Annotated in this window: 18 protein-coding genes; 14 read left to right on the top strand and 4 right to left on the bottom strand. The window is 66.8% G+C overall.

What is annotated here, in order from left to right; all coding sequences use genetic code 11:
• The first annotated feature begins 49 nt into the window (after positions 1-49).
• The 3 genes from mpl to RM463_RS02700 all read left to right on the top strand — a co-directional run bounded on the left by mpl (position 50) and on the right by RM463_RS02700 (position 2,780).
• A complete protein-coding gene (mpl, locus tag RM463_RS02710; protein WP_311428874.1) occupies positions 50-1,429 on the top strand; it encodes a UDP-N-acetylmuramate:L-alanyl-gamma-D-glutamyl-meso-diaminopimelate ligase in 1,380 nt (459 codons plus the stop codon).
• On the top strand, positions 1,422-2,060 hold the full coding sequence (locus RM463_RS02705) for a flavin prenyltransferase UbiX (protein WP_311428873.1): 639 nt from the start codon (positions 1,422-1,424) through the stop codon (positions 2,058-2,060). Before mpl ends, RM463_RS02705 begins: the two co-directional genes overlap by 8 nt.
• A 96-nt stretch (positions 2,061-2,156) precedes the next feature.
• Complete coding sequence (locus RM463_RS02700; protein ID WP_311428872.1) at positions 2,157-2,780, top strand: LysE family translocator; 624 nt, start codon at positions 2,157-2,159, stop codon at positions 2,778-2,780.
• A gap of 32 nt (positions 2,781-2,812) precedes the next feature.
• On the opposite strand, the gene RM463_RS02695 is transcribed toward RM463_RS02700, so the two are convergent.
• From RM463_RS02695 to RM463_RS02685, 3 genes are read right to left on the bottom strand one after another with little or no spacing between them, the layout of a single operon-like run.
• The gene (locus tag RM463_RS02695) at positions 2,813-4,216 is read right to left on the bottom strand and encodes a bifunctional DedA family/phosphatase PAP2 family protein (protein WP_311428871.1); all 1,404 of its coding nucleotides are present in this window, start codon (positions 4,214-4,216) and stop codon (positions 2,813-2,815) included.
• A 35-nt stretch (positions 4,217-4,251) separates the two neighbouring features.
• Positions 4,252-5,178 (bottom strand): GGDEF domain-containing protein, encoded by a 927-nt coding sequence (locus RM463_RS02690; RefSeq protein WP_311428870.1) that lies wholly within the window; start codon positions 5,176-5,178, stop codon positions 4,252-4,254.
• Complete coding sequence (locus tag RM463_RS02685; RefSeq protein WP_311428869.1) at positions 5,165-6,034, bottom strand: hypothetical protein; 870 nt, start codon at positions 6,032-6,034, stop codon at positions 5,165-5,167. Before RM463_RS02685 ends, RM463_RS02690 begins: the two co-directional genes overlap by 14 nt.
• Positions 6,035-6,144: 110 nt before the next feature.
• Between RM463_RS02685 and RM463_RS02680 the strand changes: the two genes are divergently transcribed.
• The 11 genes from RM463_RS02680 (at position 6,145) to lipB (ending at position 16,783) form a co-directional block, all read left to right on the top strand.
• Complete coding sequence (locus tag RM463_RS02680) at positions 6,145-7,455, top strand: glutamate-5-semialdehyde dehydrogenase (RefSeq protein WP_311428868.1); 1,311 nt, start codon at positions 6,145-6,147, stop codon at positions 7,453-7,455.
• A 47-nt stretch (positions 7,456-7,502) separates the two neighbouring features.
• A complete protein-coding gene (nadD, locus tag RM463_RS02675; RefSeq protein ID WP_311429119.1) occupies positions 7,503-8,132 on the top strand; it encodes a nicotinate-nucleotide adenylyltransferase in 630 nt (209 codons plus the stop codon).
• A 99-nt stretch (positions 8,133-8,231) separates the two neighbouring features.
• Positions 8,232-8,594 (top strand): ribosome silencing factor, encoded by a 363-nt coding sequence (gene rsfS, locus RM463_RS02670; RefSeq protein ID WP_132041512.1) that lies wholly within the window; start codon positions 8,232-8,234, stop codon positions 8,592-8,594.
• Positions 8,591-9,058, top strand: coding sequence for a 23S rRNA (pseudouridine(1915)-N(3))-methyltransferase RlmH (gene rlmH / locus RM463_RS02665; protein ID WP_311428867.1), 468 nt, complete (start codon positions 8,591-8,593; stop codon positions 9,056-9,058). The genes rsfS and rlmH overlap by 4 nt, the downstream gene beginning before the upstream one ends.
• A 27-nt stretch (positions 9,059-9,085) precedes the next feature.
• Positions 9,086-10,972 (top strand): penicillin-binding protein 2, encoded by a 1,887-nt coding sequence (mrdA, locus tag RM463_RS02660; RefSeq protein ID WP_311428866.1) that lies wholly within the window; start codon positions 9,086-9,088, stop codon positions 10,970-10,972.
• 22 nt (positions 10,973-10,994) lie between these two features.
• Positions 10,995-12,155, top strand: coding sequence for a rod shape-determining protein RodA (rodA, locus tag RM463_RS02655; RefSeq protein ID WP_311428865.1), 1,161 nt, complete (start codon positions 10,995-10,997; stop codon positions 12,153-12,155).
• A gap of 37 nt (positions 12,156-12,192) precedes the next feature.
• Positions 12,193-13,263 (top strand): lytic murein transglycosylase B, encoded by a 1,071-nt coding sequence (gene mltB / locus RM463_RS02650; RefSeq protein WP_311428864.1) that lies wholly within the window; start codon positions 12,193-12,195, stop codon positions 13,261-13,263.
• Positions 13,260-14,243, top strand: a complete 984-nt coding sequence (locus tag RM463_RS02645) for a septal ring lytic transglycosylase RlpA family protein (protein ID WP_311428863.1) — start codon at positions 13,260-13,262, stop codon at positions 14,241-14,243. Before mltB ends, RM463_RS02645 begins: the two co-directional genes overlap by 4 nt.
• A gap of 43 nt (positions 14,244-14,286) precedes the next feature.
• A complete protein-coding gene (locus RM463_RS02640; RefSeq protein WP_311428862.1) occupies positions 14,287-15,498 on the top strand; it encodes a D-alanyl-D-alanine carboxypeptidase family protein in 1,212 nt (403 codons plus the stop codon).
• A gap of 311 nt (positions 15,499-15,809) precedes the next feature.
• A complete protein-coding gene (locus RM463_RS02635; protein WP_311428861.1) occupies positions 15,810-16,121 on the top strand; it encodes a DUF493 domain-containing protein in 312 nt (103 codons plus the stop codon).
• On the top strand, positions 16,121-16,783 hold the full coding sequence (lipB, locus tag RM463_RS02630) for a lipoyl(octanoyl) transferase LipB (RefSeq protein WP_311428860.1): 663 nt from the start codon (positions 16,121-16,123) through the stop codon (positions 16,781-16,783). The genes RM463_RS02635 and lipB overlap by 1 nt, the downstream gene beginning before the upstream one ends.
• Here lipB and lipA read toward each other — a convergent pair.
• The gene (lipA, locus tag RM463_RS02625) at positions 16,770-17,837 is read right to left on the bottom strand and encodes a lipoyl synthase (RefSeq protein WP_195688290.1); all 1,068 of its coding nucleotides are present in this window, start codon (positions 17,835-17,837) and stop codon (positions 16,770-16,772) included. The two genes, lipB and lipA, sit on opposite strands and share 14 nt — an antisense overlap.
• Positions 17,838-18,135 lie beyond the last annotated feature (298 nt).

The following is an 18,135-nucleotide window of genomic DNA, read 5'->3' as shown; positions in this document are numbered from 1 at the left end:
CTCGCGCCTTGGCTGGCGCACTCATCGGACCCATGCTGGAGTGAGTCCCATGCACCTTCATATCCTTGGTATCTGTGGCACCTTCATGGGCAGCCTGGCGCTGTTGGCGCGCGAGCTGGGCCACACGGTCAGTGGCTCGGATGCGGGGGTCTATCCCCCCATGAGCACCCAGCTGGAGGAGGCCGGTATCGCGCTGTGTGAGGGGTACTCGCCCGCCAATCTCGAGCCACGCCCCGACCTGGTGGTGATCGGCAATGCGCTGTCGCGGGGCAACCCCGAGGTGGAGGCGGTGCTCGATGCCGGTCTGCCCTACGTCTCGGGCCCCCAGTGGCTGGCCGAGCATGTGCTGCCCGGGCGGCGGGTGATCGCCGTGGCGGGTACCCATGGCAAGACCACCACGGCGAGCCTTGTCGCCTGGCTGCTGGAGTCGGCGGGGCTGGCGCCGGGGTTTCTGATCGGGGGCGTGCCACGCAACTTCGGTGTCTCGGCGCGCCTCGGCGCCGCGGATGCTCCCTTCGTGGTGGAGGCCGACGAGTACGACACCGCCTTCTTCGACAAGCGCTCCAAGTTTGTTCATTACCGCCCCGAGATCGCCGTGCTGGGCAATCTGGAGTTTGATCATGCCGATATCTTTGACGATATTGCCGCGATCGAGCGTCAGTTCCACCATCTGGTGCGCACGGTGCCGGGCAGAGGAGTGCTGCTGGTAGGCGACGGCGAACCGGCCCTGGAGCGTGTGCTGAGCATGGGGGTCTGGAGTCCGGTGGTGCGCTTCGGCGAGACTCCCTCGAGCGCCTGGCGGCTCGAGCTTGAGCGTGACGACGCCTCTCGTTTTCGGGTCATCCACCAGGATGCCGAGGCCAACGAGGATGCGGTGGTCGACTGGGCCTTGACCGGCCTCTACAACGCCCGCAACGCCCAGGCAGCGCTCGCCGCTGCCCATGCCTGTGGGGTGAGCCTGGTGCGGGGGGCCGCCGCCCTGGCGCGCTTCGAGTCCCCGCGGCGACGCCAGGAGGTGCGGGGAGAGGTGGCCAATATCCAGGTGATCGACGACTTCGCCCACCACCCCACGGCGATCGCCGCGACGCTCCAGGGGTTGCGTGCCGCTACCGCTCGGGGTCGGCTGCTGGCGGTGATCGAGCCTCGCTCCAATACCATGCGTCTGGGCACCCTGCGTGATCGCCTGGCCACGAGCGTGGCCGACGCCGACGCGGCCTTCTGGTATCGACCGCAGGGGCTGGACTGGCCCCTGGAGCCCATCATCGCGGAGAGCCCGATACCGGCGCGGCTCGAGCAGGACCTGGAGTCGCTGGTATCGGCGCTGGTCGCCGAGGCGAGGCCCTATGATCGGATCGTGGTGATGTCCAACGGCGGTTTCGGCGGTATTCACGAGAAGTTGCTGGCAGCACTGGAGGCGGCTCATGGCTGAGGAGTTTGCTTCGACGGTCACGGTGGCGCTGACCGGCGCCTCCGGTGCGCAGTACGGACTGCGCCTGATCGACGCCCTGGTGGCGGCGAATCATGAGGTGTGGGTGATGATCTCCAAGGCGGCTCATCTGGTGATCGCCACCGAGACCGATATCGAGCTGCCTGCCCGGCCCGAGCGGCTGGCTGAGAGTCTCGTCGAACGCAGCGGGGCGCGGCCGGGGCAGATTCGCTGCTTCGGCCGTGAGGACTGGATGGCCCCGGTGGCCTCCGGTTCCGGCGCCCCCTCGGCCATGGTGATCTGTCCCTGCTCGACCGGCACCCTCTCGGCGGTGGCTACCGGGGCGAGCAACAACCTGATCGAGCGGGCCGCCGATGTGGCGCTCAAGGAGAGGCGCACCCTGGTGCTGGTGCCCCGCGAGGCGCCGCTCTCGGCGATCCATCTCCAGCACATGCTCGACCTCACCCGCCAGGGGGTGGTGGTGTTGCCGGCCGCGCCGGGGTTCTATCACCGCCCTCAGTCGATCGACGACCTGATCGACTTTATCGTCGCGCGCATCCTCAACCAGCTGGGGATAGAGCACCGCCTGATGCCGCGCTGGGGAGAGCCGGGCCACTCTGTGCCTGGCCACTAGCTGCTCGGTGCTTGTCCGCTCGGGTGCTTTGCTGTTTGGCTGCTTGGTTGCTCGGCGCTTTACCGCCTGCAACAGCGTGACATGGAGGTCTCTGGCATGATCAATCCGGGTTTGCTGTCGGTATTCCTGCCGACCTTCTTCCTCGTCTCCCTGACGCCCGGCATGTGCATGACCCTGGCCATGGTGCTGGGCATGACGCAGGGCGTTCGCCGCAGCCTGTGGATGATGGCCGGGGAGCTTGCCGGGGTGGGGGTGGTAGCCGCTGCGGCGGGTGCTGGTGTGGCGGCCCTGATGCTTCGTCAGCCGGAGCTCTTTGTGCTGTTCAAGTGGCTCGGGGGTGCCTACCTGGCCTACCTGGGTATCATGATGTGGCGCTCCCGTGGGCGCATGGCGATCCCCGAGAAGGGGCTGGAGGGGACGCCCGCCGGCCGCGGTCAGCTGGTCATGCAGGGGTTCGTGACCGCCGTGGCCAACCCCAAGGGGTGGGCCTTCTTCGTGGCGCTTCTGCCTCCCTTTCTCGACGCCGAACGGCCGCTGGCCGGCCAGCTCGTCGTGCTGGTGGCGCTGATACTGATCATCGAGTTCATCTGTCTGCTGCTCTACGCCACCGGCGGCAGCCGGCTGCGTCGTCTACTGGCCCGTGGGGACAGCGTGCGACTGCTCAACCGTATCGCCGGCACCCTGATGGTCGGAGTGGGGATATGGTTGGCGCTGGGGTAATCAGCAACAGGTCTCGCCTCGCACCTCGCACCTTAAGTCGGCGGCAGCCAGGCGACTCGTACCGCCGCCAGGCCCAGAGAAGCAATGGTCAACCGGAGCCACGGGCAGGGGGCAAGGGCGGGACGTGCTCGGGCCTGCCAGGAGAGCTGCACCAGGGCGCAAACCACCAGCCCCAGCAGGGCGCCGCCGACCAGGTCGCTGAACCAGTGGACGCCGATCATCAACCGTGACAGCGCCATCAACGTGACGGCGAGCGTTGCCGCCCAGTAGGCCCAGTGGCGCCAGGCGGGGGCGAGCTCCCGGGCGGCGAAGGCAGCCGCCAGGCCGAACAGCACCACGGCGCCGGAGGTGTGGGCGCTGGGGTAGGAGAAGGAGTCGGCGAGATGGGCCGGGGTATCGGGACGCGGCCGTGCGAACAGTGCCTTGCTCAGGATATTGAGCAGAGAGATGCCCAGCAGCCCCGCGGCGACGTGCCAGAGGGTGTCCAGGCGCCGCCGCCACAGCAGCCACATGCCCCAGGGCAGGGCGAGTGCCACCACGCCGAACAGATCGCCGACTCGTGCCAGACCCTGGCTAAGAAGGGTCAGGGCCGGGGTGGCGATCGCCTCGAACAGTACCTGAACCTGGCGGTCGACGGGCAGGGGGCCCTGCAGGCCATGCTGCATGACATGAAGGGTCCAGCCCGACACACCGCCCAGCGCCAGAATCAGCAGCAGCAGGCTGCCCAGGGGAACCTCGCCGTCGCTGCTCTGGCGCAGCCACAGGTTGCGCAGCAGCGGGTGGCGCCGAGCCAGGCCGGCGCTCAGCCGGTAGGCGCGCCCGTCCCGGCTGGCGTGGTGGCGTAGCCAGGAGAATGTCACCACCAGGGCGATCAGGATCACGCCCAGCAGTGTCAGCGGCTTGTGGAGGGCCGGGGGCACCTCGAGCAGCTGATCCCAGGTCCGTCCCAGAAGGTAGCCTGGCAGCACATAGGCCGGTGCCCACAGTGCCGCGGAAGCCAGGTTGGCCCAGAGGAAGGTGCGTGGAGGCATATGCAGCATGCCGGCGATCAACGGCACGATGGGGCGAACCGGGCCCACGAAGCGGCCCAGAAAGACCGACAGCACCCCCTGACGCTGGAAGAAACGTGCCCCTCGGGCGAGAAACTCGGGGTGGCGTGAGAACGGCCAGCATCGGGTGACGCGTTCACGCTGGGTATAGCCGAGCACGAAGCTGGCGCTGTCACCCGCTACCGCGCCGATAAAGGCGGCAAGCAGCGGGGCCGGCAGCGCCAGCTCCTGGTGGCCGGCCATGGAGGCAGCGGCGGTAATCAGTAGCACACCGGGCACCAGAACCCCGACCACGGCCAGTGACTCCAGCATGGCGATGCTGGCGATAATCAGCAGCAGCACACCGGGCGAGGGCGTGAGCTGGCTCAGGAGCTGAGCAAGGTTCATGGCAAGAGGTCATCCCTGTCGAGGCCGTCTGGTTATCAGCAGTCGGCGAGGCGCTGCGTGGTGGACTCCAGCCGGCGCTTGAGTTCCCTGAAGGGCTCACCCGGGGAGTGGGAGCAGATGGCGCCACGAATCTCAATACCGCCTGTATCGTGCAGCGTGGCGACAGACGCGGCTTCCTCGATACGCTGTCGCACCAGCAGAGCCCCGTTCTCGCTGGTGCCGGGCATCACCAGCCAGAAGTCGGCGTCCCCGATGCGTCCCAGCAGATCGTGGTCACGGCTATGTTCGCTCACCGTCCTGCAGAAGGCATTCAGCAGAGCCTGTCGAGCAAGGCCTCCGAACTGCTCACCGGCCATCTCCAGCTGTGGAAGGTGCAGCACGGCCACGGCAAGCCGATGATCGAGGAGGTCGGCACGCTCCGCCTCGCTCTCCAGTCGTTCGAGCAGCGGCGCCGCCTTCAGGGCGGCACACTCCTGGTCACGAGGGTCGGTGGCGAGCCATAGCGCATGATGATGGCGTATGCCCCAGGGGGCGAGCCCGCTGGCCGCGACCAGCGCCACATAGCCCAGCGCCTGGGAAGACGGTGGGGTGAGGTTGGCCAGCAGCAACCAGATCGGTGCCAGTACCAGGTTGAGCAGGGTGGCCTGGCCAAGTGGCAGCAGCAGCAGGGTCAGCACCGGGGGGAGCCCTAGCCACAGCAGTGTCGGGGTGTCGTCCTGCGGCAGGCTGGTGGCGATCAGCAGGTAGCTGCAGGCCAGCACCAGGTAGACCGATAGGCGCGCCGTCTCCTGCTGACCCAGACGCATCAGGGCGGCGGTCAGCAACAGCGGTGCGAACAGGGCTGGCAGAAGAATTCGCGTGTAGTCACCGATCAGGTAGTACCACACTGCCTGGCCAAACAGCAGCACGGCTCCCAGCGCAAAGAGGCACGCCAGCAGGCGCGGCGTATCAGGCGTCAACATGGGTCGTCGTCCCTGGCGTCGAGATGAACGGCGGTTGCTGCCGTTCAAGGGCGCGCAGCTCCTCGGCGAGCGAACGGGCCTGCGGCAGAGCAACGACCCGCGCCCGCTCCACCTCGCGCAGATGCTCCAGCAGCCAGCGGCGGCGGGGTTCCGCCTGAGTGGCGTCGCGACTGATCAGCAGCGCTCCCAGGGTGCGCTTGTCGAGGCGATAGCAGTGCTCGAAGCCGCGGGTCATCTCGCACAGCTGTTGCGCGACGCCCCATAGATGGCGGCGTTTCGCTCGTACCAGCAGGAGCTCGGCGTGGGTGCCGTCGCGCTGAGCGCGGCCATGCTCCCGGGTCAGGTCACCGGCCAGCCTGGCTCGCGGCCAGAGCCGCTCCCCCGGCACCAGGCTGACCCGCCCCCTGGCCTGGGCAAACAAGGGGGTGAGCCGGCGTGTGCGGACCAGACCGAGTACCAGCATCGGGATAAGCACCAGGCCGGTCATCATGGCCTGCTCGATGGGAAGCTGGCGCGCCACCCAGGCCAGGGAGAGTGTCGCCAGCAGAAGGTTGAGTATGGCCATCCAGGCGGGTTGAGGCAGGATGATCAAAGCGGCCCAGGCCCATAGCCAGTAGGGATGGCGGTCGGCCGAGGACCATAGCAGGGCGCCGAGCAGCAGGCTGGGCAGGAGTTGCCAGGGGATCAGCGGTGGGCGCCGGTGGCTGAACTCTACCAGGCCGGCGCTGATGGCGAGCCAGGCCGCGGTCAGGCCAAGCAGCATGGCCTCCGAGTGATCTCGGGCATAGGGCACCATGAGTGCCGGAAGCAGCCCCGCCAGGAGCAGATTGAGGCGCAGCAGGCTGACTTTGTACATGTTCTGCATGGTGGCTTACTATGACTCCCTATCCGCAACGTGCCCATCGCGCGTCAGTATAGCGCCGTATCGGTTCGTTCAGGCCACGCATACAGGAGACACTTTCTGGCATGACAGCTCAAGTCCAGCGTGACGGCGCCGCCGCGGCAGGCGCCGAGGAGGTTCGCGATATCGATGCCTACATGACCGGCCTCGGCCAGTCGGCACGCAAGGCTGCCGCGATCCTGCGCCGCACGCCCACCGGCCCCAAGAATGCCGCGCTGCTGGCCATGGCCGAGAGTCTGGAGGCCTCGCGGGAGGAGGTGCTGTCGGCCAACGTCCGTGATCTGGCGCGCGGGCGGGAGACCGGCCTGGACGATGCCCTGCTCGATCGACTGGCACTGGACGACCAGCGTGTCGATGCCATGGTCGAGGGGCTGCGCCAGGTGGCCGCGCTCCCCGATCCGGTGGGTGAGGTCGATGGCCTGCGTGCGCGTCCCAGCGGTATCCAGGTCGGCCAGATGCGTGTCCCCCTGGGGGTGATCGGCATCATCTACGAGTCACGCCCCAACGTCACCCTGGAAGCGGCCAGCCTGTGTCTCAAGTCGGGCAATGCCGCCATCCTGCGCGGTGGCTCCGAGGCGCGGGACTCCAATGCCGCCATTGCGGCCTGCATTCGCGAGGGGCTGGCGGCTGCGGGGCTGCCCGACGGGGCCGTGCAGGTGGTGGCCACCACCGATCGTGCCGCCGTGGGCCGCCTGATCGCGATGCCCGAGTTTGTCGATGTGATCATTCCACGAGGGGGCAAGTCACTGATCGAGCGAATCTCTCGAGAGGCTCGCGTGCCGGTGATCAAGCACCTCGATGGTGTCTGCCATGTCTATCTGGATGCCACGACGGATCCCGACAAGGCCCTGGCGATCGCGGTGAACGCCAAGACCCACCGCTACGGCACCTGCAATACCATGGAGACGCTGCTGGTGGATGCCCCTCTGGCCGAGTCGCTGTTGCCGAAGCTGGCGGCGGCCTACGCCGAGCATGGCGTCGAGCTGCGGGGCTGCGAACGTACCCGCGAGCTACTCCCGGAGGTGGCGGTGGCCGACGAGGCGGATTGGCAAACCGAGTATCTGGCTCCGGTGCTGGCGATTCGCGTGGTCGATGGCATCGAGGCCGCCATGGCGCATATCGAGCGCTACAGCTCCCACCACACCGATGCCATCGTCACCGAGTCCTGGAGTCTCGCACGGCGCTTCATGGCCGAGGTCGACTCCAGTTCGGTGATGGTCAACGCCTCGACCCGTTTCGCCGATGGCTTCGAGTATGGCCTGGGGGCGGAGATCGGCATCTCGACCGACAAGCTGCATGCCCGCGGCCCGGTGGGCCTCGAAGGGCTCACGACACGCAAGTACGTGGTGCTGGGCGACGGTCAGGTTCGCCAGTGAGCGAGCGGCACTTCTCGGGGCAGGGCGGTCGTCCGGCGCGCATCGCCATGCTGGGCGGCACCTTCGACCCGGTACACCTGGGGCACCTGCGCAGCGCGGTCGAGCTGCGTGAGGCGCTGGCGCTCGATCGCGTCCACCTGATACCCGCCAAGGCGCCGCCGCTGCGCGGCGAGCCCAGCGTATCACCGGCCGAGCGCCTGGCGCTGTTGCGACTGGGTATCGGCGATACGCCGGGGCTGGTCGCCGACGGCCGCGAGCTGGGGCGCGAGGGCCCCTCCTACAGCGCCGATACGCTGGCAGCACTGCGTGAGGAACTGGGCAGCGAGGCGCGGTTGGTCATGGCGCTGGGCCATGATGCCTTCCTGCGCCTGGCCGAGTGGCATGCGCCCCAGCGCTTGTTCGAGCTGGCCCACCTGGTGGTGGTTGACCGCCCCGACTATCAGGCGGCACTGCCGGCGGCACTGCGCGAGCTGATCGCCGGGCGCGAGAGCGAGGATGTCGAGTCCCTGATGGCGCGTCCAGCCGGCGGTCTGCTCCGCCTGCGGCTGCCCTCCCGAATGGCGATCTCGGCGACGGAGCTGCGTCGGCGACTCGCCGGCGGGCTCAGCGTTCGCTATCTGCTGCCCGAGGCGGTGGAGGCGCGCATCACCGCCCACGACCTCTATCGTCAGGAGTGAGGGGAGGTCGACCCAGAAGGAGAGTCGACTGAACGAACCCTGTCAGACGATGGTCAAGGCGTTACAATGGTTATTCAACGACAGCCTACAGAAGACCCTATGCACAACGATGCTCTCAAGACTCTGGCGGTGGACGCGCTGGAAGAACTCAAGGCCAAGGATATTGTTCAGCTGGATGTTTCACGGCTTACCAGCGTGACTGATCTGATGATCATCGCCAGCGGTACCTCGACCCGTCACGTGGCAGCGCTGGCTCAGCGGGTCGTGGAGCGTGCCAAGGAGCAGGGCCTCCAGCCCCGCGGCGTCGAGGGTGAAGCCGGCGCCGACTGGGTGCTGGTCGACCTGGGCAGCCTGGTGGTTCATGTGATGCTGCCCGAGACCCGCCAGCTCTATGATCTGGAGCGGCTCTGGGCCGACCTGCCCAGCGATCTGGAGCGAGAAAGCGAGCTTTCCGGCACATGAGGGTGCGCCTGCTGGCGGTGGGTACGCGCATGCCCGCCTGGGTCACCGAGGGTGTCGAAGAGTACCGCAAGCGGCTGCCGCGAGACTTCTCCCTGCAGGTGGAAGAGATCCCGCCCGGGCAGCGCGGCAAGAATGCCGACCTGGCCCGCGCCATGGCGAGCGAGGCCGAGCGGATTCGAGCCAAGCTGCGTGGCGATGAGCATGTGGTCGCCCTGGAGGTGGGTGGCAAGGCATGGAGCACCGAACGGCTGGCCGAGCAGGCCGGAGCCTGGCGCCTGGCCGGCCGTGATGTCGCGCTGCTGGTCGGCGGGCCCGATGGCCTGGCACCGGAGCTCTCCGCCGCGGCCGATCAACGCTGGTCGCTGTCGCCGCTGACCCTGCCTCACCCGCTGGTCCGCATCCTGCTAGCCGAGCAACTCTATCGCGCCTGGACGCTGATGGTTGGTCATCCCTACCATCGCTGAGTCGACGACTCGCCCACCGGAAATTCCATGCGCAAGTCACGTCACAATCTCAAGAGCCCCGAGCAGGAGCTACGCATCTTTCGGGTGCGTGCGCTGCTTGCGCTGCTGGTGGTGTTTGCCCTGACCGGCCTGCTGATGGGCCGCCTGGCCTATCTTCAGATCGTGCAGCATGAGGTCTACACCACCCGTTCCGAGAAGAATCGGGTGAGAGTCGAGCCACTGCCACCGACTCGGGGCCTGATCTACGACCGCAACGGCGAGCTGCTGGCCGAGAACCGACCCACCTACAACCTCACGCTGGTGCGTGAGCGGGCCGAGGACCTCGATGCCACCCTGACGCGGCTGGTGGAGATTCTCGAGCTCTCGCCCGAGGAGGTGGAGGCCTTCCGTGTGCGCTCGCGACAGCGCCAGCGCCCCTATCAGCCCGCCCTGTTGATGAGCGACCTCGACGAGGGGCAGATCGCACGACTGGCGGTCAATCGCCACCTGCTGCCGGGGGTCGAGGTGGAGGCGCAGCTACTGCGCTACTATCCCGATGCCGAGGTGATGGCCCATGCCCTGGGCTATGTGGGGCGCATCAACGCCGAGGAACTCGAGCGCCTGGATGCGGGGCGCTATGCGGGGACCCATTTTATCGGCAAGACCGGCGTCGAGCGCTTCTACGAGGACGAGCTGCATGGCGAGTCCGGCCTGCGCAAGGTGGAGACCAACGCCAGGGGCCGAGTGCTCCGCGAGCTCGGCCGCACCGACCCCACGCCCGGCAAGGACCTGACCCTGACGCTGGACAAGAAGCTGCAGCATCTGGCCTTTGATCTGCTCGATGGTCGGCGGGGAGCCATCGTCGCCATCGAGCCCGCCACCGGCGGCATCCTGGCGATGGTCTCGGCCCCGGGCTACGACACCAACCAGTTTGTTACCGGCATCGACGTGACCTCATATCGTGGGTTGCAGGAGGACCTGGACCTGCCGCTCTACAACCGCGCGATTCGTGGTCACTATCCGCCCGGCTCCACCATCAAGCCCTTCCTGGCCCTGGCAGGCCTTGCCGAAGGCGTGATCACGCCCGACCATACCATCTATGACCCTGGCTATTTCCAGCTGCCCAATGACAAGCGACGCTACCGAAACTGGCTGCGCTGGGGGCATGGCCGGGTCGATCTCGAACGCTCCATCGCCGTTTCCAACAACACCTACTACTACACCCTGGCGCACGAGCTGGGCATCGACCGCATCCATGCCAACATGACCAACTTCGGTTTCGGCACGCGGGTCGGTCACGACATTTTCGGCGAGAGCCGTGCCCTGATGCCCTCCCGGGAGTGGAAGCAGGAGCGTTACAACCAGCCCTGGTACCCGGGGGAGACGCTGTCGGTGGGCATCGGTCAGGGCTATTGGCAGGTCACGCCGCTACAGCTGGCCACCGCTACCGCGGTACTGGCCAATCGTGGCGAGTGGGTCAAGCCACGCCTGGCCATGCGTCTCGGCGATGAAGCGCTACCGTCTCCCCTGGCGGAGACGCCTGAGGATATCGATCTGGGCAACGAGGCGTGGTGGGGGCGCGTCTTCTCCGGCATGGAGAAGGTGATCTCCGGTCGTGAGGGAACCGCACGGCGTACCGGTGTGGGGCTCGAGTATCGCATGGGGGGCAAGTCGGGCACCGCCCAGGTCTTCTCGCTGGGGCAGGACCAGAAATATAACGCCGACGAGCTGGCCGAGCGGCTGCGTGACCACGCCCTCTTCATGGCCTTCGCACCGATCGAGTCACCGCAGATCGCGGTGGCGGTGATCGTCGAGAATGCCGGTGGCGGCAGTACGCATGCGGCCCACCTGGCCCGGGCGATGACCGATGCCTGGTTGCTGGAGGATAAGGAGCCCGATGTGGAGCAAATCCGCGAGGAGCTGGAGGAAGAATGAACGTTCGGCGGAGTACTGACCCATGGCGCTGAGCGGGCTGTCGCGCCCCTGGCGGCCACACCCGATCAAGGCACCGGCCAGCGGCATGTCGCGCCGCCGCGGGTTCTGGGAGCGGGTGCATCTGGATCCCTGGCTACTGGGCATGCTGCTGCTGCTGATGGGAGCCGGCCTGGTGGTGATGTACAGCGCCAGTGGTCAGCGTATCGATACGGTAATTTCCCAGGGAGTCCGCTACTGCGTGGCGCTGGGCGTGATGGTGGTGATCGCGCAGTTCAGCTCGGCAACACTGATGCGCTGGGCGCTGCCGGCCTATCTACTCGGTGTGGCGATGCTGATCGCGGTGGAGCTGGTGGGGGACATGGGCATGGGGGCCCAGCGCTGGCTGGTGATTCCGGGCGTGATTCGCTTTCAGCCCTCCGAACTGATGAAGCTGGCGATGCCGTTGATGGTGGCCGCCTACCTGAGTCGCCGTGAGCTGCCGCCCAGGCTCCGGGATCTTGCGGTGTGCGCGTTGATCATCGGGGTCCCGGTGGTGTTGATCGCCAAGCAACCCGATCTCGGTACCTCGCTGCTGGTGGCTGTCGCAGCGGTCTTCGTAGTGCTGTTGGCGGGGCTCTCGTGGCGCATCATCGGCCTGCTCGCCGGCCTGGCCGCGGCGGCGCTACCCCTGCTGTGGATGAACATGCATGACTATCAGCGCCGACGCGTGCTGACCTTTCTCGACCCCAACAGCGATCCGCTGGGGGCAGGCTGGAACATCATCCAGTCCACCACCGCCATCGGCAGCGGCGGAGTGCTGGGCAAGGGGTGGCTGGAGGGGACCCAGTCCCAGCTCGAGTTCCTGCCCGAGCGGCATACCGACTTTATCGTTGCGGTGCTGGGTGAGGAGTTCGGCCTGGTGGGCATGCTGGCCTTCCTGCTGCTCTACCTGCTGATCGTCTGCCGGGGGCTGTGGCTCGCTGCCGAGGCCCAGGAGACCTTCGGCCGCCTGTTGGCCGGCAGCATCATCCTGACCTTCTTCATCTATGTGTTCGTCAACGTCGGCATGGTCAGCGGTATCCTGCCGGTGGTCGGCGTGCCGCTGCCGCTGGTCAGCTATGGCGGCACCTCCAGCGTGACCTTGATGGCCGGTTTCGGTATTCTCATGGCCATTCATGCCCACCGCCGGCTGCTGCCTCGCTGACCGCGGCTGGATCGGCTATCGACACGGGAGAGCGTACATGACGTCGTCATGCATTCATGGAAGGAAGAAGCGCCTGGCGACGGTGGCCTGTGCCGCCCTGCTGGCCAGTTCGGCACTGGCGGCACAGGAGTTTGCTCCCGAGCATCATGACGGGGCCCGGCAGCTGGTCAATGAGCTGGTCGACGAGGGGATCGAGCGCGCCTGGCTGGAGAACGCCATGCAGCAGGCGAACTACCGCCAGGAGGTTCTCGACGCCATGTCGGGTGCCGCCGAGAGGCGCCTGCGCTGGGACGAGTATCGGGCGATCTTCCTGGATGACGAGCGTATCGAGGCCGGCGTCGCCTTTATCGAGGCGCACCCCGAGGCTTTCGCCCGTGCCGAGGCGGAGTACGGGGTGCCCGAGGAGATCATCGCCGCCATCCTCGGGGTGGAGACCCGCTACGGACGCATCACCGGCAAGCATCGTGTGCTCGACTCCCTTTCCACCCTGGCCTTCCACCACCCGCGACGCGGCGACTTCTTCCGTGGCGAGCTGGCGGCCTTCCTGGAGATCGCCTACCAGCAGCGGGTCGCGCCGCAGGAGCCCCAGGGCTCCTATGCCGGTGCCATGGGCTATCCCCAGTTCATCCCCACCAGCTATCGCGCCTATGCCGTCGACTTCGACGATGATGGCCTGCGCGACCTCTGGAACAACCCGGTGGATGCCATCGGCAGCGTGGCCAACTACTTTGCCGAGCACGGCTGGCAGGCCGGCGAGCCGATACTGTACGCGGCCGAGGGCCCCGCGCAGCCTCCCGAGGGCATCGACTTCAACCGCGCGGCGCGGCGCCCCGCGGTGAGTGCGGGTGCGCTGCGCCAGGCCGGCATCAAGGTTCCCGCGGCGCTGGCCGATGAGCGTCTTCTGCTGCCGGTGGCGCTGGAGGAGGGAGAGGGCAACTGGCGCTATATGCTGGGAGACGTCAACTTCTATGTGATTACCCGCTACAACCACAGTCATCTCTACGCCATGGCGGCAATGGAGCTGGCCGAGGCCATCGCGAAGGCGCGTGACCTCGAGGCTGGCTGGCACCAGGCGGTGGATGTCGATGACGAGGAGGAGCGTCGATGATGCTACGTTGGCTGCCCATCGTCCTTGCCGTCACCCTGGCCGGCTGTGCCGGCAGTGGTGGGCCCAAATCGACCGGTTCGGGGCAGGCCGACACGGCGTCTCAGGCAGGGCGCTATGCCATGACCGGCGATGCCTATCCCGAGGAGCCGCCGGACGTCAGCCGGGTACCCGATGCGCAGCCTCGCCATGAGGCACACTCGCGCGGCGGCAACCGGTCTACCTACGAGGTGTGGGGCAAGACCTATCATGTGTTGCCTGACGCCAGTGGCTATGTGAAGCAGGGAACGGCCTCCTGGTATGGGGAGAAGTTCCACGGCTACGCCACGTCCAATGGCGAGATCTACGACATGTACAAGATGTCGGCGGCCCATCGCTCACTGCCGCTGCCGACCTATGCCCGCGTGACCAGCCTGGACAATGGCCGCTCGGTGATCGTCAGGGTCAATGACCGCGGGCCGTTCCACAGTGAGCGCGAGATCGACCTCTCCTATGCGGCGGCGGCGCGTCTGGACATTCTCGACAACGGCACCGGCCGGGTGCGGGTCGAGGCCATCGACGTCGACCGCTGGCTTGCCGAGAACGGCACCGAGAGGGCGACCGAGAGCGCTGCTCATGAGCGCCAGGGCCTCGCTCAGCCGGCGACTCCGCCAATGGCCTCCGTGCCTGGTCCGGTGCCTACCACCCAGGAGCAGGCCACGGCAGGCCGCCCGCTGGATGGCCGCTCCATGGATGGCGATGGCCGCTCCACTGAGCGCCCGCTCTATCTGCAGGTGGCGGCGCTGGGCTCTGCCACCAATGCCGGGGCCCTGCGAGCCCGGCTCGAGCGCGAACTGACGCAGCCGGTGCGTGTGGCGGGGGGCTCGGGGGTTCATCGCGTGCAGGTGGGCCCCATTACCCGTGCCGACCAGCTCGAGCCACTGCGCCAGGCCCTGCGGCGGGCCGGCTTCAGCGATAGCTTTATTGTCAAGGGGGCCGAGTGATCGGCCCCGCTCCCTTTCCAGAATGACCCGACGAGAGTCACCCATGAAAGAGCTGCTTTCCCTACGTTGTGGCCGTCTGCTGGCGGTGCTGCTGGCCAGTCTGACACTGTTCATCACCGCTCCAGTCGTGGCGCAGGAGGTCCCGGCCCCTCGGCCCCAGACACTGATCCCTTCGCCGCCGCAACTGGCGGCGAGCGGCTGGATCCTGATGGATGCCGAGAGTGGTCGAATCCTGGCCGAACACAACGCCGATGAGCGCCTGCCGCCGGCCAGCCTCACCAAGTTGATGACCGCCTATCTGGTCGAGCGTGAGCTCGATCGCGGCAACATCAGCATGGACGATCGGGTGCCGGTCAGCGAGAACGCCTGGCGCACCGGCGGCTCGAAGATGTTTATCGAGGTGGGCACCGAGGTCTCCATTCGTGACCTGCTCTACGGCATCATCATCCAGTCGGGCAACGACGCCAGCGTTGCCGTGGCCGAGTACCTTGCCGGTGGCGAGGCGCCCTTTGCGGATCTGATGAATCAGCATGCCGACCGCCTGGGGATGACCAATACCAACTTCCGCAACGCCACCGGCCTGCCGGCCGAGGATCACTACTCCACGGCCCGCGACCTGGCCCAGCTCTCGCGTCATATCATTCAGGACTACCCGGAACACTACAAGATCTACGCCGAGAAGTACTTCACCTACAGCGATATCCGTCAGCCCAACCGCAACCGCCTGCTGTGGCGTGACCCCAGCGTCGATGGGCTCAAGACGGGGCACACCGAGGAGGCGGGATACTGCCTGGTCGCCTCGGCCAAGCGTGACGACATGCGGCTGATTTCGGTGGTGATGGGGGCCAACTCCGAGGAGGCGCGGGCCCAGGAGACCCAGAAGCTGATCAGCTATGGCTTCCGCTACTTCGAGACCCTCAAGCTCTATGACCGCGGCTCGGTGCTGAACACACCGCGCGTGTGGGGCGGGGAGATCAACGAGCTGCGCGTCGGCGTCGACAGCGATGTGGTGATGACCGTGCCGCGGGCGAGAAACGATGAACTTACCGCCAAGCTGGATATCCAGGCCGATATCGAGGCGCCGGTCCAGCAGGGGGATCGGGTCGGCACCCTGGAGGTGCGTCTGGGTGACGAGCTGGTCGGCGAGCGTCCTCTGGTGGCCCTGGAGACGGTCGAGGAGGGTGGCTTCATCAAGAAGCTGATCGACCAGGTGCAGCGCTTCTTCTCCAACCTGATCGGTGGCTGGTTCGGCTGATCACCTGTGTTGCCCAGCCCAGTCGATGCGGAGCAAGCCCAGGGGGCTTGCTCCACGTCGTTTAGGCAGGGCTATCGCAGCTATCGGAATCAAGGGGCGCTGGGGACAAGCCGAAGAGGAGGTCCGAGGACCAGGGACGGTCGAGGTAGCGTACAGGGAGGTGTTTACAGCGCCTCCTCGTAGGCTTGTCGCCAGATCAGCCCCGGGCTACCAAGCTATTTGCGAAAGCCATGTCGTTTAGGCTCTTTGATTGGTCACCCGGACAGGGCTTGAGTAAAATGGTCGCCTATTCACGACTCTCTGGAACCCGCATGAACGACAAGTCGCTGCGCGATCTGCGTCGCCCCAGCCAGCCGGCCTCCGGCAAGCCACCCAGGATCACCTTTCCGTGCGACTACTCGGTGAAGGTCGTCGGGGATGCCGCCGATGACTTCGCGGCGGTGGTGTGTCAGATCACCAGCCGCCACGACCCCGAATTCGATGCCACCAGCGTGCAGGTGATCGATAGCCGCAATGGCCGCTTCCAGTCGGTCCGGCTCACCATCACCGCGACCAGCGAGGCTCAGCTGAAGGCGTTGTTCGAGGAGCTCAAGGCGACCGGCCGCGTGCATATGGTGGTGTGATGAGCGATCAAGCCGCGCATCCCCCGATCGAGCTGCACCGCCTGGGTCGCCGCCCCTACGAGCCCGTATGGTGCTCGATGCGCGAGCTGACCGACCAGCGCGATGCCGCCACGCCGGATCAGTTCTGGCTGGTCGAGCACGACCCCGTGTTCACCCAGGGCAAGGCGGGCAAGCCCGAGCACCTGCTGTTGCCTGGTGATATCCCGGTCGTGCAGACCGACCGTGGTGGCCAGGTGACCTACCACGGCCCGGGCCAGGTGGTGCTCTACCCCTTGATCGATGTGCGCAGGGCCGGGCTGGGTGTGCGAGACCTGGTCACCGCCCTGGAAGACGCGGTGATCGCCATGCTCGCCGAGCATGGGGTAGAGGCGCGGGCGCGCCCCGATGCTCCCGGGGTCTATGTGGAGCAGCCAGGCATGGGGGAGGCCAAGATCGCCTCGCTGGGGCTGCGCATTCGCCGCGGTGGCAGCTTCCATGGAGTGGCGCTCAATATCGACGGCGATCTGTCGCCCTTTCAGCGCATCAACCCCTGTGGCTATGCCGGCATGCGGATGACGCGCCTGGCCGATCTGGTCGATGAGTGCCCCGGAGTGGAGGCGGCGGGCGAGCGCCTGGCGCAGTGCCTGGCGCTCGCGCTGGGAAGGGAGCTTAACCCACGTTGATCGCGTCGATGCGGTTGGCATCCGGCGCCTGACCGGGCACCTCGGCGGGAGCCGCCAGTCCCAGGTTGTTCTTCTCGAACACCCGGTCGGCGCGATAGCTGGAGCGCACCAGCGGCCCCGCTGCCACCTCCATAAAGCCCTTCTCGAGCCCCAGGCGACGATAGCGGTCGAACTCCTCGGGGCTGACCCAACGCTCCACCGGCAGGTGGTTGCGGGTCGGGCGCAGATACTGGCCCAGGGTGACGATATCCACGCCGATGGCACGCAGGTCGTCGAAGGTGGCCAGGATCTCCTCGTCACTCTCGCCCAGGCCCAGCATCAGGCTGGTCTTGGTCAGCACGCGAGGGTTGTGTGCCTTGGCGTGGGCCAGCACATCCAGCGTCTTGCGGTAACCGGCACGTGGGTCACGCACCCGCTCGGTCAGACGCTCCACGGTCTCGACGTTCTGTGCGAACACCTCCAGGCCCGAGTCGACGACCCGCTCGATGGCGGAGTGAACGCCGTCGAAATCGGGGGTCAGCGCCTCGACCACCACCTCCGGGGTGTTGGCCTTGATGGCCTGGATGCAGGCGGCGTAGTGGGTGGCACCGCCATCGTCGAGGTCGTCACGGTCCACCGAGGTCAGCACCACGTAGCGCAGCCCCATCAGTTCCACCGACTTGGCGGTGTTGGATGGCTCCTCGGCATCCAGCCAGCCGCCGGGGTTGCCGGTGTCCACGGCGCAGAAGCGGCAGGCACGGGTGCACACCGAACCCATCAGCATGATGGTGGCGGTGCCGTTGCTCCAGCACTCCCCCATATTGGGGCAGTGGGACTCGGCGCACACCGTGCTCAGGCGATGCTCGTTGACGTTGCGCTTGACGGCCTCGAAGCGTTCGCCGCCGGGAATCTGGGCACGCAGCCACTTGGGCTTGCGGCCCGTTGCCACGCCGCCCTCATTGCGCTCGTTATGCTCGCGGCGCTGCTTGATGCCGTCCTTGATGGCGGCAAAACCGTGCTCGGTGCGAAACTTCTGGCCGCTGGAAATGGTGGTTTTCGGGGTGCTGTCGCTCATAGGGTGTGAACCCCTCCGCTCGGCGTCTGTCGGGCCGATGTGGCCGCGGGGCCCCGGTTGGGGGTTTGGCCCGGCCTGGCCCGCCTTGGCGCTTGGGTTTCTGGTAACGGGGGCCAATTTACCATAGCTGCGCGCTTGCGGCATGGTATTGGCATACGCGTGGCAAGCTGCCGCCGCCGCTTTTTACGTTCCGAAACGCGTCAAAACTCGTCGCCACCACTCAATTAGGTTATATTGCAGTGCAACAAGGCCGGATGGCCGACCCAGAATTTCCCACTCCCTGACCGCCAACACCAGG

It is taken from the genome of Halomonas sp. LES1, from assembly GCF_031846005.1.
Lineage (GTDB): Bacteria > Pseudomonadota > Gammaproteobacteria > Pseudomonadales > Halomonadaceae > Halomonas.
The sequence above is the reverse complement of the archived record's forward strand: the minus strand, read 5'-3'. Positions and strand labels throughout refer to the sequence as shown.

Excerpts from the sequence above, each read along its gene's own strand:
- mpl (WP_311428874.1), top strand. The coding sequence starts at position 50 with ATGCACCTTCATATCCTTGGTATCTGTGGCACCTTCATGGGCAGCCTG.
- RM463_RS02705 (WP_311428873.1), top strand. The coding sequence starts at position 1,422 with ATGGCTGAGGAGTTTGCTTCGACGGTCACGGTGGCGCTGACCGGCGCC.
- RM463_RS02700 (WP_311428872.1), top strand. The coding sequence starts at position 2,157 with ATGATCAATCCGGGTTTGCTGTCGGTATTCCTGCCGACCTTCTTCCTC.
- RM463_RS02695 (WP_311428871.1), bottom strand. The coding sequence starts at position 4,216 with ATGAACCTTGCTCAGCTCCTGAGCCAGCTCACGCCCTCGCCCGGTGTG.
- RM463_RS02690 (WP_311428870.1), bottom strand. The coding sequence starts at position 5,178 with ATGTTGACGCCTGATACGCCGCGCCTGCTGGCGTGCCTCTTTGCGCTG.
- RM463_RS02685 (WP_311428869.1), bottom strand. The coding sequence starts at position 6,034 with ATGTACAAAGTCAGCCTGCTGCGCCTCAATCTGCTCCTGGCGGGGCTG.
- RM463_RS02680 (WP_311428868.1), top strand. The coding sequence starts at position 6,145 with ATGACAGCTCAAGTCCAGCGTGACGGCGCCGCCGCGGCAGGCGCCGAG.
- nadD (WP_311429119.1), top strand. The coding sequence starts at position 7,503 with ATGCTGGGCGGCACCTTCGACCCGGTACACCTGGGGCACCTGCGCAGC.
- rsfS (WP_132041512.1), top strand. The coding sequence starts at position 8,232 with ATGCACAACGATGCTCTCAAGACTCTGGCGGTGGACGCGCTGGAAGAA.
- rlmH (WP_311428867.1), top strand. The coding sequence starts at position 8,591 with ATGAGGGTGCGCCTGCTGGCGGTGGGTACGCGCATGCCCGCCTGGGTC.
- mrdA (WP_311428866.1), top strand. The coding sequence starts at position 9,086 with ATGCGCAAGTCACGTCACAATCTCAAGAGCCCCGAGCAGGAGCTACGC.
- rodA (WP_311428865.1), top strand. The coding sequence starts at position 10,995 with ATGGCGCTGAGCGGGCTGTCGCGCCCCTGGCGGCCACACCCGATCAAG.
- mltB (WP_311428864.1), top strand. The coding sequence starts at position 12,193 with ATGACGTCGTCATGCATTCATGGAAGGAAGAAGCGCCTGGCGACGGTG.
- RM463_RS02645 (WP_311428863.1), top strand. The coding sequence starts at position 13,260 with ATGATGCTACGTTGGCTGCCCATCGTCCTTGCCGTCACCCTGGCCGGC.
- RM463_RS02640 (WP_311428862.1), top strand. The coding sequence starts at position 14,287 with ATGAAAGAGCTGCTTTCCCTACGTTGTGGCCGTCTGCTGGCGGTGCTG.
- RM463_RS02635 (WP_311428861.1), top strand. The coding sequence starts at position 15,810 with ATGAACGACAAGTCGCTGCGCGATCTGCGTCGCCCCAGCCAGCCGGCC.
- lipB (WP_311428860.1), top strand. The coding sequence starts at position 16,121 with ATGAGCGATCAAGCCGCGCATCCCCCGATCGAGCTGCACCGCCTGGGT.
- lipA (WP_195688290.1), bottom strand. The coding sequence starts at position 17,837 with ATGAGCGACAGCACCCCGAAAACCACCATTTCCAGCGGCCAGAAGTTT.